At 63.3% G+C, this 14,059-nt stretch carries 12 protein-coding genes and 1 pseudogene; 7 read left to right on the forward strand and 6 right to left on the reverse strand.

Annotated features, from left to right (window positions below):
• The first annotated feature begins 456 nt into the window (after positions 1 to 456).
• From AC3RCP_RS12785 to AC3RCP_RS12800, 4 genes are all read left to right on the forward strand, one after another.
• Positions 457 to 1,866, forward strand: coding sequence for a circularly permuted type 2 ATP-grasp protein (locus AC3RCP_RS12785; protein WP_007925060.1), 1,410 nt, complete (start codon positions 457 to 459; stop codon positions 1,864 to 1,866).
• Between the two features lie 3 nt (positions 1,867 to 1,869).
• Complete coding sequence (locus AC3RCP_RS12790) at positions 1,870 to 2,820, forward strand: alpha-E domain-containing protein (protein WP_007925069.1); 951 nt, start codon at positions 1,870 to 1,872, stop codon at positions 2,818 to 2,820.
• Positions 2,817 to 3,614: a transglutaminase family protein gene (locus AC3RCP_RS12795; protein ID WP_007925070.1), complete on the forward strand. Its 798-nt coding sequence runs from the start codon at positions 2,817 to 2,819 to the stop codon at positions 3,612 to 3,614. The genes AC3RCP_RS12790 and AC3RCP_RS12795 overlap by 4 nt, the downstream gene beginning before the upstream one ends.
• Positions 3,615 to 3,845: 231 nt before the next feature.
• Positions 3,846 to 4,730 carry an N-acetylmuramoyl-L-alanine amidase gene (locus AC3RCP_RS12800; RefSeq protein ID WP_492569809.1) on the forward strand — a complete coding sequence of 295 codons (885 nt, stop codon included), beginning with the start codon at positions 3,846 to 3,848 and terminating at the stop codon, positions 4,728 to 4,730.
• Positions 4,731 to 4,823: 93 nt separating this feature from the next.
• Here the strand turns inward: AC3RCP_RS12800 and AC3RCP_RS12805 are convergent, their stop codons facing one another.
• From AC3RCP_RS12805 to AC3RCP_RS12825, 5 genes are all read right to left on the reverse strand, one after another.
• Positions 4,824 to 5,843 (reverse strand): branched-chain amino acid aminotransferase, encoded by a 1,020-nt coding sequence (locus tag AC3RCP_RS12805; RefSeq protein WP_062825447.1) that lies wholly within the window; start codon positions 5,841 to 5,843, stop codon positions 4,824 to 4,826.
• A 292-nt stretch (positions 5,844 to 6,135) separates the two neighbouring features.
• Positions 6,136 to 7,527 (reverse strand): dihydrolipoyl dehydrogenase, encoded by a 1,392-nt coding sequence (gene lpdA, locus AC3RCP_RS12810; protein WP_492569811.1) that lies wholly within the window; start codon positions 7,525 to 7,527, stop codon positions 6,136 to 6,138.
• Between the two features lie 3 nt (positions 7,528 to 7,530).
• Positions 7,531 to 8,829, reverse strand: coding sequence for a dihydrolipoamide acetyltransferase family protein (locus AC3RCP_RS12815; RefSeq protein WP_492569813.1), 1,299 nt, complete (start codon positions 8,827 to 8,829; stop codon positions 7,531 to 7,533).
• The gene (locus tag AC3RCP_RS12820; RefSeq protein WP_007923101.1) at positions 8,830 to 9,888 is read right to left on the reverse strand and encodes an alpha-ketoacid dehydrogenase subunit beta; all 1,059 of its coding nucleotides are present in this window, start codon (positions 9,886 to 9,888) and stop codon (positions 8,830 to 8,832) included.
• Between the two features lies 1 nt (position 9,889).
• On the reverse strand, positions 9,890 to 11,125 hold the full coding sequence (locus AC3RCP_RS12825; RefSeq protein ID WP_007923100.1) for a 3-methyl-2-oxobutanoate dehydrogenase (2-methylpropanoyl-transferring) subunit alpha: 1,236 nt from the start codon (positions 11,123 to 11,125) through the stop codon (positions 9,890 to 9,892).
• A 197-nt stretch (positions 11,126 to 11,322) separates the two neighbouring features.
• On the opposite strand from AC3RCP_RS12825, the gene bkdR reads away from it, so the two are divergent.
• Positions 11,323 to 11,811 (forward strand): Bkd operon transcriptional regulator BkdR, encoded by a 489-nt coding sequence (bkdR, locus tag AC3RCP_RS12830; RefSeq protein ID WP_009048410.1) that lies wholly within the window; start codon positions 11,323 to 11,325, stop codon positions 11,809 to 11,811.
• Between the two features lie 193 nt (positions 11,812 to 12,004).
• On the opposite strand, the gene AC3RCP_RS12835 is transcribed toward bkdR, so the two are convergent.
• Complete coding sequence (locus AC3RCP_RS12835; protein ID WP_492569815.1) at positions 12,005 to 12,946, reverse strand: polysaccharide deacetylase family protein; 942 nt, start codon at positions 12,944 to 12,946, stop codon at positions 12,005 to 12,007.
• Positions 12,947 to 13,130: 184 nt separating this feature from the next.
• Between AC3RCP_RS12835 and AC3RCP_RS12840 the strand changes: the two are divergent.
• Positions 13,131 to 13,337 (forward strand): annotated as a pseudogene (locus AC3RCP_RS12840) (LysR family transcriptional regulator); the annotation flags it as partial.
• A 51-nt stretch (positions 13,338 to 13,388) separates the two neighbouring features.
• Positions 13,389 to 14,018, forward strand: coding sequence for a helix-turn-helix transcriptional regulator (locus tag AC3RCP_RS12845; RefSeq protein WP_053260966.1), 630 nt, complete (start codon positions 13,389 to 13,391; stop codon positions 14,016 to 14,018).
• The last annotated feature ends 41 nt before the right edge of the window (positions 14,019 to 14,059 follow it).

The following is a 14,059-nucleotide window of genomic DNA, read 5'->3' on the forward strand; positions in this document are numbered from 1 at the left end:
CAGCGTCAACCGGGGGTGGGGCCCCGTGGTTGAGTGAAAAATGCCGTCAAGCGGGTGTTTTTTCACCCTTGGGGACTTTATTCGCAAGGAGGCGGGGTTTGGGCACAGCGATTGCTACAGCAGATAAACAGCCTTCGGATTCCAGTGAAGGGTGCTGTCGAAGTTTCGGAAAACTTTCAGATTGAAAGTTCACATTAAAACGAAAAAGGAGGTGACGAGTTCCACAACCAATGGACGTCATCGCGGGCGCTCCATTGCCGAAAATCCATACGGGAAGTTTCGCCAGACAACTGGCGTCAATAAGTTGGGGTATTTCCGCCAGCATCGAGCGGAATATTCAAGCCGCACAATGAGGTGCTCAACAGAACAGTTTCTATCGCACAGCGTAAGGCCCGATTTATTGAAACAGAGAGTTTAAATAAAAAAGCCGTTTAAACCACGGCGAGGAGTTGGGGTATGTCCCGTGCTTTTTTTAACGAAATGTATGATGCGAGTGGTGGCTGCCGCCCACATTACCAGGAGTTCGCCCGCTGGCTGGCGGACACCCCCGTGGAGCTGCTGGACCAGCGTCGGCGCGAAGCCGACCTGCTGTTCCACCGCGCTGGCATCACCTTCACGTTGTACGGTGACGAGCAAGGCACTGAACGGCTGATTCCCTTCGACATCATCCCGCGCAGCATCAAGGCCAGCGAATGGCGGAACGTCGAGCGCGGCTGCATCCAGCGGGTCCAGGCCCTGAACCTGTTCCTGGCCGATATCTACCACGGGCAACGCATTCTCAAGGAGGGCATCATCCCGGCCGAGCAGGTGCTGGCCAACGAGGGTTACCAGGTGGCGATGCGCGGCCTGGATTTGCACCGCAATATCTATTCGCACATCTCCGGCGTCGATCTGGTGCGCGACGGCGACGGCAGCTACTACGTGCTGGAAGACAACCTGCGCACCCCCAGCGGCGTGAGCTACATGCTCGAAGACCGCAAGATGATGATGCGCCTGTTCCCCGAACTCTTCGCCGCGCAGCGCGTGGCGCCCATCGACCACTACCCGAACCTGTTGCTCGATACCCTGAAAAGCTCCAGCCCGCTGGACAACCCGACGGTGGTGGTACTGACCCCGGGGCGCTTCAACAGCGCCTATTTCGAGCATGCGTTCCTGGCCCGGGAGATGGGCGTGGAACTGGTGGAAGGCGCCGACCTGTTCGTGCGCGACGACCGCGTATTCATGCGCACCACCTCCGGTGCCCAGGCGGTGGACGTGATCTACCGGCGCCTCGACGACGCCTTCCTCGACCCCTTGTCGTTCAACCCCGATTCCATGCTCGGCGTGCCCGGGCTGATCGCCGCCTACCGTTCCGGCAACGTGGTGCTGGCCAACGCGGTGGGCACCGGGGTGGCGGACGACAAGTCGATCTACCCCTATGTCGACGAGATGATCCGCTTCTACCTGAGCGAGGAACCGATCCTGAAGAACGTGCCGACCTGGCAATGTCGCAAACCCGAGGAACTGTCCCACGTACTGGCCAACCTGCCGGACCTGGTGGTCAAGGAAACCCAGGGCTCCGGCGGCTACGGCATGCTGGTGGGGCCGGCGGCCACCGCGGCGGAGATCGAAGACTTCCGCGCCCGGCTCAAGGCCCGCCCCGAGGCCTATATCGCCCAACCCACCCTGTGCCTGTCGACGTGCCCGACCTTTGTCGAGAACGGCATCGCCCCGCGGCATATCGACCTGCGTCCGTTCGTCCTGTCGGGCAGCGAAACCCGCCTGGTGCCGGGCGGTCTGACGCGCGTGGCCTTGCGCGAAGGCTCGCTGGTGGTGAACTCGTCGCAGGGCGGCGGCACCAAAGACACCTGGGTCGTGGAGGATTGACCGATGCTTTCAAGAACCGCTGCAGACCTCTACTGGATGTCCCGTTACCTGGAGCGCGCCGAGAACCTGGCGCGCATGCTCGAAGTCAGTTACTCGCTGTCGCTGATGCCCCAGGCGGGGCGTAGCGACGGCCATGCCGAGCTGGCGATGTCGCTGCTGGCCGCCGGTACCCTGGACGACTACAACCAGCGTTATGGCGAGCTGAATACCGAACGCATGCTGCATTTCTTCGCTCTCGACGAGACCAACCCCGGCAGCATCTATTGCTGCCTGCGGGCGGCGCGGACCAACGCCCACGCGGTGCGCGGGCGCATCACCGCCGACATGTGGGAAAACATCAACGCCACCTGGCTGGAGATGCGCAACATCGCCAAGAGCGGCCTGGGACGCTACGGCATCAGCCATTTCTGCGAGTGGGTCAAGGAGCGTTCGCACCTGTTCCGTGGCGCGACCTCGGGCACCATCATGCGCAACGACGCCTATTGCTTCATTCGCCTGGGCACCTTTATCGAGCGGGCCGACAACACCCTGCGCCTGCTGGACGCGCGCTACGAAATGTTCGGCGAGGAGTCGGAGGAGGTCAGCGACAACTCGGCCCGCGGCTACTACCAGTGGAGCGCCTTGCTCCGCGCCCTGTCCTCGTTCGAGGCGTTCAACGAGATCTACCGCAACGCGCCGGGGGCCGAGCAGGTGTCCGAGATGCTGCTGTTGCGCGCCGACGTACCACGCTCGCTGCACGCCTGCGTCGAGGAGCTGGACCAGATCCTCGCCAGCCTGCCGGGCAACAACGGCCGTCCGGCCCAGCGCCTGGCCGCCGAGCTGAATGCACGCCTGCGCTACACCGGGATCGACGAGATCCTCGCGTCGGGCCTGCACCTGTGGCTGAGCGATTTCATCGCGCAGATCCGTCACCTGGGGCAGACCGTCCACGAATCCTATCTGGAGGTTGTATGAAACTTTCCATACGCCACGACACCACCTACAGCTACGCCGACGAAGTCTGCACCAGCATCCAGTTCCTGCGCCTGACCCCGCAGAACAGCGAGCGCCAGCACATCCTCGAGTGGCACCTGGAACTGCCGCGCCTGGTGCGCAGCCAGCTCGATCCCTACGGCAATATCCTGCATGTGCTGACCATGGACGAACCCCATGGCGCCCTGGTCCTGAGCGCCTATGGCCAGGTGGAAATCGACCAGGCCCGGGAGGTGGAACACGACAGCCAGTCGCCGCTGCCGTTCCTGCGCAGCAGCCCGTTGACCAAGGCCGACGCGGCCCTCGGCGCCTTTGCCGCGCAGCACTGCGGCACCCGGCGCGACCGCGCGGCGCTGATCGAGCTGATGCATGCCCTGGCTGCGCACATGGTCTACAGCCCGGGCGCGACCACGGTGGACACCACCGCGGCCGAGGCTTTCGCCGGCCGGGTCGGGGTCTGCCAGGACCACACCCATGCGTTCCTGGCCTGCGCCCGCGGCCTGGGGATTCCCGCGCGTTATGTCTCCGGCTACCTGTGCACCGAAGACGAAAACCACCTGGCCAGCCATGCCTGGGCGGAGGCCTGGATCGACGGTGGCTGGTACAGCTTCGACGTGACCAACCGCCTGGCGCGGCCCGAACGGCACCTGAAGCTGGCGGTCGGCCTCGACTACCTCGACGCCTGCCCGGTGCGCGGCATGCGTCGCGGCGGTGGCGCCGAACACATGCTGGCGCGGGTCCAGGTGAACTCGATGTTCCAGGTCCAGCACCAGTAGCCGCGACCTTTCCCGCACTATCGGGCATGCCGGCCCCGGCATGCCCACCCCTTGGGGCGCAGTAGCCCTGCGTGGCCCATCATCTGTGCTCTCTGTCGTCGGACTTTCTCAGCGACTTTCGGACTTTTCCTAAAGACAGTCTTTCCTCCCGGTCCCTAGCATGCGCCGCTCCACAGGCCTGCAACGCAGCAAGCCAGGCGGGGAAAGGAAAGCAACGTTCAAGGGCAAGTCATGAAGAAATACACCACGGTCTTAAGCCTCTTGCTGGCGATGACCGGTTGTACCAGCAGCCACCAAGACACCTCCGAGGCAAGGCTTACGGAGAAAGACGGTTACGTCCTTTCGAAAGGCGAAAGGGCGGTGGCGAAGAACCATCGGATCCGTTTCCTGGTCCTGCACTACACCGCGCTCGATCAGGCGCAGTCCTTCGAAACGCTGACGCGATCGGAACACGTCAGCGCCAACTACCTGATTCCCGACCGGCCGAAGACCTACAAGGGCCTGCCGGTGGCCGACCAGTTGGTCGATGACCACGACCGGTCCTGGCATGCGGGAGTGAGCCAGTGGAAGAACCGCAGCAACCTGAATGACACCTCGCTCGGGATCGAGATCGTCAACGCGGGCTGGGACAAGGACACCGGTCAGTTGCTGGGCGAGCCCTACAACGAGCGCCAGATAGAACTGCTGATCAGCCTGACCCGGGACCTGGTCAGGAAGTACGACATACAGCCGACGGACATCGTCGGGCACTCGGATATCGCCCCCGGGCGCAAGATCGATCCGGGGCCGTTCTTTCCCTGGAAACGGCTTGCCGAAGCCGGCATTGGCGCCTGGCCCGACGAGCGCACCCTCGACGACTACCTGACTCGCTTCAGCGTGTCGCCGCCGAGCATGGTCCAGGTCACGAAGGCGCTGCAAACCTATGGTTATGGCTATCTGGACCAACAACCGGAAAGGGTGGTGGAAGCCTTCCAGATGCGCTTCAACCAGGAGAATGTCAGCGGGATCGTGGATATCCGCACAGCGGCCATCCTGTTTTCCCTGATCGACAAATATCACGGCAAGGACAAGGCGAGCGCCATTCTGCTGCCGCCGGAAGTGGCGGCTCTCGGCTAGGGGCACAGGTTTTCAGAGCCGTGTGGCCACCATGAAAAAGCCCGCCGATCACGCAAGTGAAAGGCGGGCTTTTTGCTGCCGGGGGGCGTCAGGTCAGACCTTGACGATCCAGCCGGCTGGCGCTTCGACGTCGCCGGTCTGTACCCCGGTCAGCTCTTTGTAGAGCTTCTGGGTGATCGGGCCGACTTCTTTTTCGCTGTAGAACACGTGCAGCTTGTCCTGGTACTCGATGCCGCCGATCGGCGTGATCACCGCGGCGGTACCGCAGGCGCCGGCTTCCTTGAAGTCCGACAGCTTGTCGATCAGCACGTCGCCTTCGATCACTTCCAGGCCCAGGCGGGTCTTGGCCAGTTCGATCAGCGACAGGCGGGTGATGCCCGGCAGTACCGACGGCGACTTCGGCGTGACGAATTTGTTATCAAAGGTGATGCCGAAGAAGTTGGCCGAACCGACTTCCTCGATCTTCGAGTGGGTCAAAGGGTCCAGGTAGATGCAGTCGGCGAAGTGCTTCTTCTTGGCTTCCGAACCTGGCATCAGGCTGGCGGCGTAGTTGCCACCGACCTTGGCCGCGCCGGTGCCTTGTGGCGCCGCGCGATCGTAGGTGGAGATCAGGAAGTTGTGCGGGGTCAGGCCGCCCTTGAAGTAGGCGCCGACCGGAATGGCGAAGATCGAGAAGATGAACTCGGGGGCGGTGCGCACGCCGATGTTGTCACCCACGCCGATCACGAACGGGCGCAGGTACAGCGCGCCGCCGGTGCCGTAAGGCGGGATGAAGCGTTCGTTGGCGCGTACCACTTGCTTGCACGCTTCGACAAACTGCTCGGTGGACACCTGCGGCATCAGCAGGCGCGCGCAGCTGCGCTGCATGCGGGCGGCGTTCTGGTCCGGGCGGAACAGGTTGATCGAACCGTCCTTGCAGCGGTAGGCCTTCAGGCCTTCGAAGCACTGCTGGCCATAGTGAAGGGCGGTGGAGCCTTCGCTGATGTGCAGCACGTTATCTTCGGTCAGGGTGCCTGTGTCCCACTCGCCGTTCCGCCAGTGCGACAGATAGCGCTTGTCTGTCTTGATGTAGTCAAAACCCAGCTTGTCCCAATTGATGCTTTCGTTACCCATGACACCCTCTATCGCTTAACAACCGTCGCAACGGCTCAAGGCTTCTGACGTTTTTTGGATGGGCACAACAATACTGCATTCCGGGGGGGAACCGCATCCCGGGCGATGGGAGGGGCAGCAAAAAAACCAGCTGCTCATGAACCCTCCTGTCGTCCTGTGGAGCGCCCTGTAGCCGCTGCCGAAGGCTGCGATCGGCCTCGAAGAGGACGTGCTCTTGAGATCCTTGAAGGCCCTGCGGGCCTTATCGCAGCCTGCGGCAGCGGCTACAGGGTGTTGCCTCCCGGTGTGGCGTTTACAGATGCAAGGCGTGGCCCAGGGCCCGCAATGCCGCTTCCTGCACCGCCTCGCCCAGGGTCGGGTGGGCGTGGATGGTGCCGGCGATATCTTCCAGGCGCGCGCCCATTTCCAGGGACTGGCCGAAGGCCGTGGACAGCTCGGACACGCCGACGCCCACCGCCTGCCAGCCGACAATCAGGTGATTGTCACGGCGTGCCACCACCCGCACGAAACCGCTTTTCGATTCCAGGGTCATGGCGCGGCCGTTGGCGGCGAACGGGAAGCTCGACACGATGCAGTCCAGGCCGGCGGCCTTGGCCTCGTTCGGGGTCTTGCCGACCACCACCAGTTCCGGGTCGGTGAAGCACACCGCGGCAATGGCCGTCGGGTTGAATTCCCGGTGCTGGCCGGCGATCAGCTCGGCGACCATCTCGCCCTGGGCCATGGCCCGGTGCGCGAGCATCGGTTCGCCGGCGAGGTCGCCGATCGCCCAGACATTGCGCATGCTGGTCTGGCAGCGCTTGTCGATGTGCAGGGCCGAGCCGTTCATCTCCAGGTTCAGCGCTTCGAGGTTCCAGCCCTGGGTGTTCGGCTTGCGCCCGACCGCCACCAGCACCTGGTCGGTTTCCAGCTGCAGGCTGTCGCCGTTCGGGTCACGCACCTGCAAGGTGTGGGTCCCGGCATCGAAGCCTTCGACGCTGTGCTTGAGGTAGAGCTTGATCCCCAGTTGCTTCACCGATTCGAGCACCGGCTGGGTCAGTTCGGCGTCGTAGGCCGGCAGGATGCGTTCCTGGGCCTCGACCACGCTGACCTCGGCGCCGAGCTTGCGGTAGGCGATGCCCAGCTCCAGGCCGATATAGCCGCCGCCGACCACGATCAAGCGCTTGGGCAGGGCCTTGGGCGCCAGGGCTTCGGTGGAGGAGATGATCGGCCCGCCAAGCGGCAGCATCGGCAGGTTGACGCTTTTCGAACCGGTGGCCAGCAGCAGGTGCTCGCACTGGATGCGGGTGTCGGCGCCTTCGATGTCCACGGTCTTGCCATCGACGACCTTGGCCCAGCCATGGATCACCTGGACCTTGTGCTTTTTCAGCAGAGCGGCGACGCCAGTGGTCAGGCGGTCGACGATGCCGTCCTTCCATTCCACGCTCTTGCCGATGTCCAGGGTCGGCGCCGAGACGTTGATGCCCAGGGCCGAGCCCTGGCTGTGATGGCGGGTCTGCTGGAACTGCTCGGCGACATGGATCAGCGCCTTGGACGGGATGCAGCCGATGTTCAGGCAGGTGCCACCCAGCGCCTGGCCTTCCACCAGGATGGTCGAGATGCCCAGCTGGCCGGCGCGGATCGCCGCCACATAGCCGCCAGGGCCACCGCCGATGATCAGCAATGTAGTGTTCAGAGTCTGTTGCATGAGTTACTCCAGAAACAGGCTGGCGGGTTGTTCGAGCAGGCCGCGAATGGCCTGGATGAAGAGCGCCGCGTCCATGCCGTCGACCACCCGGTGATCGAAGGAACTGGAGAGGTTCATCATCTTGCGGACCACGATCTGGCCTTTGATCACCATTGGCCGTTCGACGATCTTGTTCACTCCGACGATCGCCACTTCCGGCAGGTTCAGTACCGGCGTGCTGACGATGCCGCCCAGGGCGCCGAGGCTGGTGAGGGTGATGGTCGAGCCGGACAGTTCGTCGCGGGCCGCCTTGCCGCTGCGCGCGGCTGTAGCCAGGCGCGCGATCTCCGCGGCGCTGTCCCACAGGCTGCGGGCTTCGGCGTGGCACACCACCGGCACCATCAGGCCGACGTCGCTTTGCGTGGCCACCCCGACATGCACCGCGCCGTGGCGGGTGATGACCTGGGCTTCGTCGTCGTAACGCGCGTTGATCTGTGGGAAGTCGCGCAGGGCCACGACCAGGGCCCGCACCAGGAATGGCAACAGGGTCAGCTTGCCGCGGGTGGCGCCGTGTTTTTCATTGAGGTGCGCGCGCAGTTCTTCCACGGCGGTGACGTCGATTTCCTCGACATAACTGAAGTGGGCGGCGCGCTGGGTGGCTTCCTGCATGCGCTGGGCGATCTTGCGGCGCATGCCGATCACCGGGATCTGTTCCTCGTCATGACGCTGGGCATAGCCGGACGGCGCCGAGCCACTCTGGGCGCGCTGATTGCCCTGGGCTAGGTAGGCGTCCAGATCTTCGTGGAGGATGCGGCCGGCCGGACCGCTGCCCTGCACCAGGCGCAGCTGGATGCCCAGGTCCAGCGCATGCTTGCGCACGGCCGGGGAGGCCAGCGGGCGCTCGTCGGCGTCGCGGGCTACCGGCATTTGGGGCGCCTGTGGCGCGGGGCGGCAAGCGGCGGCGGGTTTGCTTTCCAGCACTGGCGCGGCCTCGACCTTGGGCGCTGCTACCGCGGGTGCTGCTTCTTTAATAGCCGCGGGTTCCTTGACCAGCTGATCGGACGCCTTGAGGTTGCCGGCGCCTTCGACCTCGATGCTGATCAATATGCTGCCCACTGCCATGACTTCGCCGGGCTGGCCGCCCAGGGATAGGACCTTGCCGTGCACCGGGGAGGGGATATCGACCATGGCCTTGTCAGTCATGACGTCGGCCAGCACCTGGTCCTCGACCACCAGGTCGCCGACCTTGACGTGCCACTGCGCCAGTTCTACTTCTGCGATGCCTTCGCCGATGTCCGGCATCTTGATTACGTGCGTGCCCATTCAGACCTCCATGACCCGTTGCAAAGCCGCGCCCACTCGGGACGGGCCAGGGAAATACGCCCACTCCTGCGCGTGCGGGTAGGGGGTGTCCCAACCGGTCACGCGCTCGATAGGCGCTTCCAGGTGGTGGAAGCAGTGTTCTTGCACCAGCGACACCAGCTCGGCGCCGAACCCGCAGGTGCGGGTGGCTTCGTGGACCACCACGCAGCGACCGGTCTTTTTCACCGACTTGACGATGGTTTCCAGGTCCAGCGGCCACAGGCTGCGCAGGTCGATGACTTCGGCGTCGATCCCGGTTTCCTCGGCGGCCACTTGCGAGACATACACCGTGGTGCCGTAGGTCAGCACGGTGACGTCCTTGCCCGGCCGGGCGATGGCGGCGACGTCCAGCGGCACCTTGTAGTAGCCGTCCGGCACCTGGGCCGAGGGGTGTTTCGACCAGGGGGTTACCGGGCGGTCGTGGTGGCCGTCGAACGGGCCGTTGTACAGGCGCTTGGGCTCGAGGAAGATCACCGGGTCATCGTTTTCGATGGAGGCGATCAGCAGGCCCTTGGCGTCGTAGGGGTTGGACGGCATCACGGTGCGCAGGCCGCAGACCTGGGTGAACATCGCCTCGATGCTCTGGCTGTGGGTCTGGCCGCCATAGATGCCGCCGCCGCAGGGCATACGCAGGGTCATGGGGGCGGTGAACTGGCCGGCGGAGCGATACCGCAGGCGCGCGGCTTCGGAAATGATCTGGTCCGAGGCCGGGTAGACGTAGTCGGCGAACTGGATTTCCGCCACCGGGCGCAGGCCGTAGGCGCCCATGCCGACGGCGACGCCGACGATGCCGCTTTCCGAGATCGGTGCGTCGAACACCCGCGAGGTGCCGTACTTGGTCTGCAGGCCCTCGGTGCAACGGAACACGCCGCCGAAATAACCGACGTCCTGGCCGAACACCACCACGTTGTCGTCACGCTCTAGCATCACATCCATGGCCGAGCGCAGGGCCTGGATCATGGTCATGGTGGTCGTGGTCATGGCGGTTTCCAACTGGATATTGTTGTTGTGGTCGTTCATGTCAGATTCCCAGTTGCTGGCGTTGGCGCTTGAGGTGCTCGGGCATTTCCTTGTACACGTCCTCGAACATGGTCGCGGCGCTGGGGATCTGCCCGCCGGCGAGGGTGCCGTACTGCTCGGCCTGTTTCTGCGCGGCGATGACTTCGGCTTCCAGTTCGGCGCTGACCGCGGCGTGTTCCTCTTCGGACCACTGGCCGATCTTGATCAGGTGCTGCTTGAGGCGGGCGATCGGGTCGCCGAGGGGGAAGTGGCTCCAGTCGTCGGCCGGGCGGTACTTGGACGGGTCGTCGGAAGTGGAGTGCGGGCCGGCGCGGTAGGTGACCCATTCGATCAGGGTCGGGCCGAGGTTGCGCCGGGCGCGTTCGGCGGCCCAGCGGGACGCGGCGTAGACCGCGATGAAATCGTTGCCGTCCACCCGCAGCGAGGCGATGCCGCAACCCACGCCGCGTCCGGCGAAGGTGGTGGCTTCACCGCCGGCGATGGCCTGGAAGGTGGAGATCGCCCACTGGTTGTTGACCACATTGAGGATCACCGGCGCGCGGTACACGTGGGCGAAGGTCAGGGCGGTGTGGAAGTCCGACTCGGCGGTGGCGCCGTCGCCGATCCAGGCCGAGGCGATCTTGGTATCGCCCTTGATCGCCGAGGCCATGCCCCAGCCCACGCCCTGCACGAACTGGGTGGCCAGGTTGCCGGAGATGGTGAAGAAACCGGCTTCCTTGACCGAGTACATGATCGGCAGCTGGCGGCCCTTGAGCGGATCGCGCTCGTTGGACAACAGCTGGCAGATCATGTCCACCAGCGGCACGTCGCGGGCCATCAGGATGCTTTGCTGGCGGTAGGTGGGGAAGCACATGTCGTCGATGTTCAGCGCCAGGGCCTGGGCGCTGCCGATGGCTTCCTCGCCGAGGCTCTGCATGTAGAACGACATCTTCTTCTGGCGCTGGGCGACCACCATGCGGTTGTCGAAGGTCCGGGTCTTGAGCATGGCGCGCATGCCCTGGCGCAGGACCTCGGCCGGCACGCCTTCGGCCCATTCGCCCAGGGCGTTGCCCTGGTCGTCGAGCACGCGAATCAGGCCACGGGCCAGGTCGGCGGTGTCGGCGGGTTCTACATCGATTGGGGGTTTGCGCACCGTGCCGGCGTCGGTCAGACGCAGGTAGGAGAAGTCGGTTTTGCAACCGGGACGGCCTGAGGGTTCAGGCACGTGCAGGCGCAGCGGTTCGTACGCTTGGGTCATGGCTTGTCTACGCTCGATCTTGTGAATTTCTTGTAGTGGGCGCGCTTAGCTGACAGTCATTCCCTGGGTAAGGGAAATCTTGTCCTACAACAATCATAGGCCGGGCCAAGGAGAATATTTATCTCTGTTTCGTTGCGCTCAGGATGATTTGCAGATAAAAAATCTGCATAAACATAAAAAACAGGTTGATTTATCTCATGCGCAAACTGGACCGTACCGACATCGGCATTCTCAACAGCCTCCAGGAGAACGCCCGCATCACCAACGCCGACCTCGCCCGTTCGGTGAACCTTTCGCCCACCCCGTGCTTCAACCGCGTGCGCGCCATGGAGGAGTTGGGGCTGATCCGCGAGCAGGTGACCCTGCTGGATGCCGACCTGCTGGGGCTGCACGTCAACGTGTTCATTCACGTCAGCCTGGAGAAGCAGGTGGAAGAGGCGCTGCAGCATTTCGAAGAGGCCATCGCCGACCGCCCGGAAGTCATGGAGTGCTACCTGATGGCTGGCGATCCGGACTACCTGATCCGCGTGCTGGTGCCGACCATCCAGGCCCTGGAGCGCTTCATGATGGACTTCCTGACCAAGGTCCCCGGCGTGGCCAACATCCGCTCCAGCTTCGCCCTCAAGCAGGTGCGCTACAAGACCGCGCTGCCGCTGCCGGCCAATGGCTTGACCCTGGGGAATTGAGCTTTATTGAGGGCGGGCAGGGCGGGACCGGCCTCATCGCGGGCAATCGAGCGTCGACCGGCCGCTCCTACAGAAGCACGCATATCTTCTGTAGGAGCGGCCGGGCGGCGATCCGACTTGCCCGCGATAGCAATCGACAGGTCGCCATCACTCCTGGAGCGACCCACCGAACTTTCGTTCAACACATAACGCCTCAATCGTTATACGCCGCCTCGCTGTTGTCGATCAGCGGGTTGCTCTCCGTCAGCACGATCTGCGCGATCCGGTCCTTGCGCATAAAGCTGACCTTCGGATGGGAGTGGGCGTAGCGGATAAAACGCTCCACCGCTTCGACCATCGCCGGCGTGCCGCCGATCCGGTCGTGCAGGCTCACCGACATCATCCGCCGCCGGCTCGCGCCTTCGGCGTACAGGCGATCGAACTCCAGCACCAACTGCTGATAGAACTGTTCGGCGGAGAAGTGCCGGCCCTCTATCAGCACGATGTCGTTATTGCGCAGGGTGTAAGGCACCACGGCGAATTTCTTGCCGCGCACCAGGGTAACGAAAGGTTCGTCACGGCTGACATCGTCGATGTGGTAGGTGAAATTCAGCTCCTGCAACACCTTCAGGGTGTTGGGGCTGCGCCGCAGCCAGTTGGCGTTGTAGCCGACCGAGCGCTGGCCGGTGAGCTTTTGCACCGCGTCCACGCCATCGCCGATGAACTGTTTTTCCTGGGCGTAGCTCATGTTGTAAGAGTCGGCCCAACGCATGCCATGGGCCGCCACCTCGTGGCCACGCTCGGCGATGGCCTTGACCAGCTCCGGGTGTTTCAGCGCGGCTTCGCCGACCACATGGGAGGTGACCTTGATGCCGGTGCGGTCCCACAGATCGAGCAGGCGCCACAGGCCTTCCTTGTAGCCGTAGTCGAACCAGGTGTTGGCCGGCAGGTCGGGGTAACCCTTGGGCAGCGGGGTCCCGGAAAACGGGCTTTCGGCGCCCTCCGGCTGGCCACCGGTCTCGAACTGCATGGAAAACGACAGCACCAGCTGCGAGCCGTCCGGCCAAGGGCGCTCCTGGGCGAATGCCAGGGCCGGCGCCAGCAGGCTGAAGGCGAGAAGGCGCTTGAGCCAGCGCGAGTGTTTGTGGGGGGACATGGTGGCACTCCTTGAGGAAAAAGTGCCGATAGGCTGGCATCAGGCTTTTTCCTGAAACATCCCCTCGAAGCCAGATCACCTTTAAAGAAAATTTACCAATCGAGCCGGGATGGGTCTTGCTGTGCGTGTTCAAGCTCAAGCGCGATGAGCTTGCCCGTTGAGTCGCACACCGAGCCATAGCCGAGGTCTGGTTCTCCGTTCACAATGGGCCGTGGTCGACTCAATTGCGCAAGGAACACGGGTCCGCGTATTGGCGGACTGGGCGTTTGCGAGCGCTCCGATTCTTCTGCTGCTACCGACCAGGAAAAACAGGTCGCGTAAAATACAGGCGCTTGCCTGTTTCTCGAGCGAATCATTCAAAGCCCAAGGCACTGATAAAAGCCCTGCATAGGCTGTTATTGTCTTCTCATTGAAATCTTCTACTTTGCTGGACATCTTCGCTATGAAGAAAAACACGACCCCCGAGCAACAGGCGCTGATCAGTCAGCTGGAGCAAATTGCAGAAGGCTTGAGCCAGACCTTCAGCCCATTTTGCGAAGTGGTACTGCACGACCTGCGAGATCCCGAGCACGCCATTCTGGCTATTCACAATAATCTTTCCGGCAGGATGGTTGGACATCCCGCTACCGAGTTGGGACTTGCTCGAATTGCCGACCCTGCTTATCCCCAGGTAATTGCCAATTATCCCAATCATTTCAAAGATGGCCGCCAGGCCAAAAGCACATCGATTGGCATCAAGGATTCCACAGGGCGTTATGTGGCCGCGCTCTGTATGAATATCGACCTGACCCTGTTCAGAAGCCTGCAGGGCATGCTCGATCAGTTCGGGGCCTTCAGCGGCGAACGTCCCCATGAGTCGCTCGAGTCGAGCGGGGCAGAGTCGATTCGAGCGCGCATCGATCAGTTTGCCGCACGCATGGCCACCACTCCCCGTGCCCTGAAGGCAGGCGATCGAAGGGCTCTGCTCCAGGAACTGAAGGAGTGCGGTCTGCTGGACATCAGAAAAGCCATGGAGACGGTGGCTTCACACCTCGGCGTATCGCGCGCAACGGTGTATAGCGATACGAAGTGATTGACACCTCATGCGCTCCTGGCCACACGGGGCAGCGTTGA

It is taken from the genome of Pseudomonas sp. GW822-FHT05A08 (assembly GCF_058800485.1).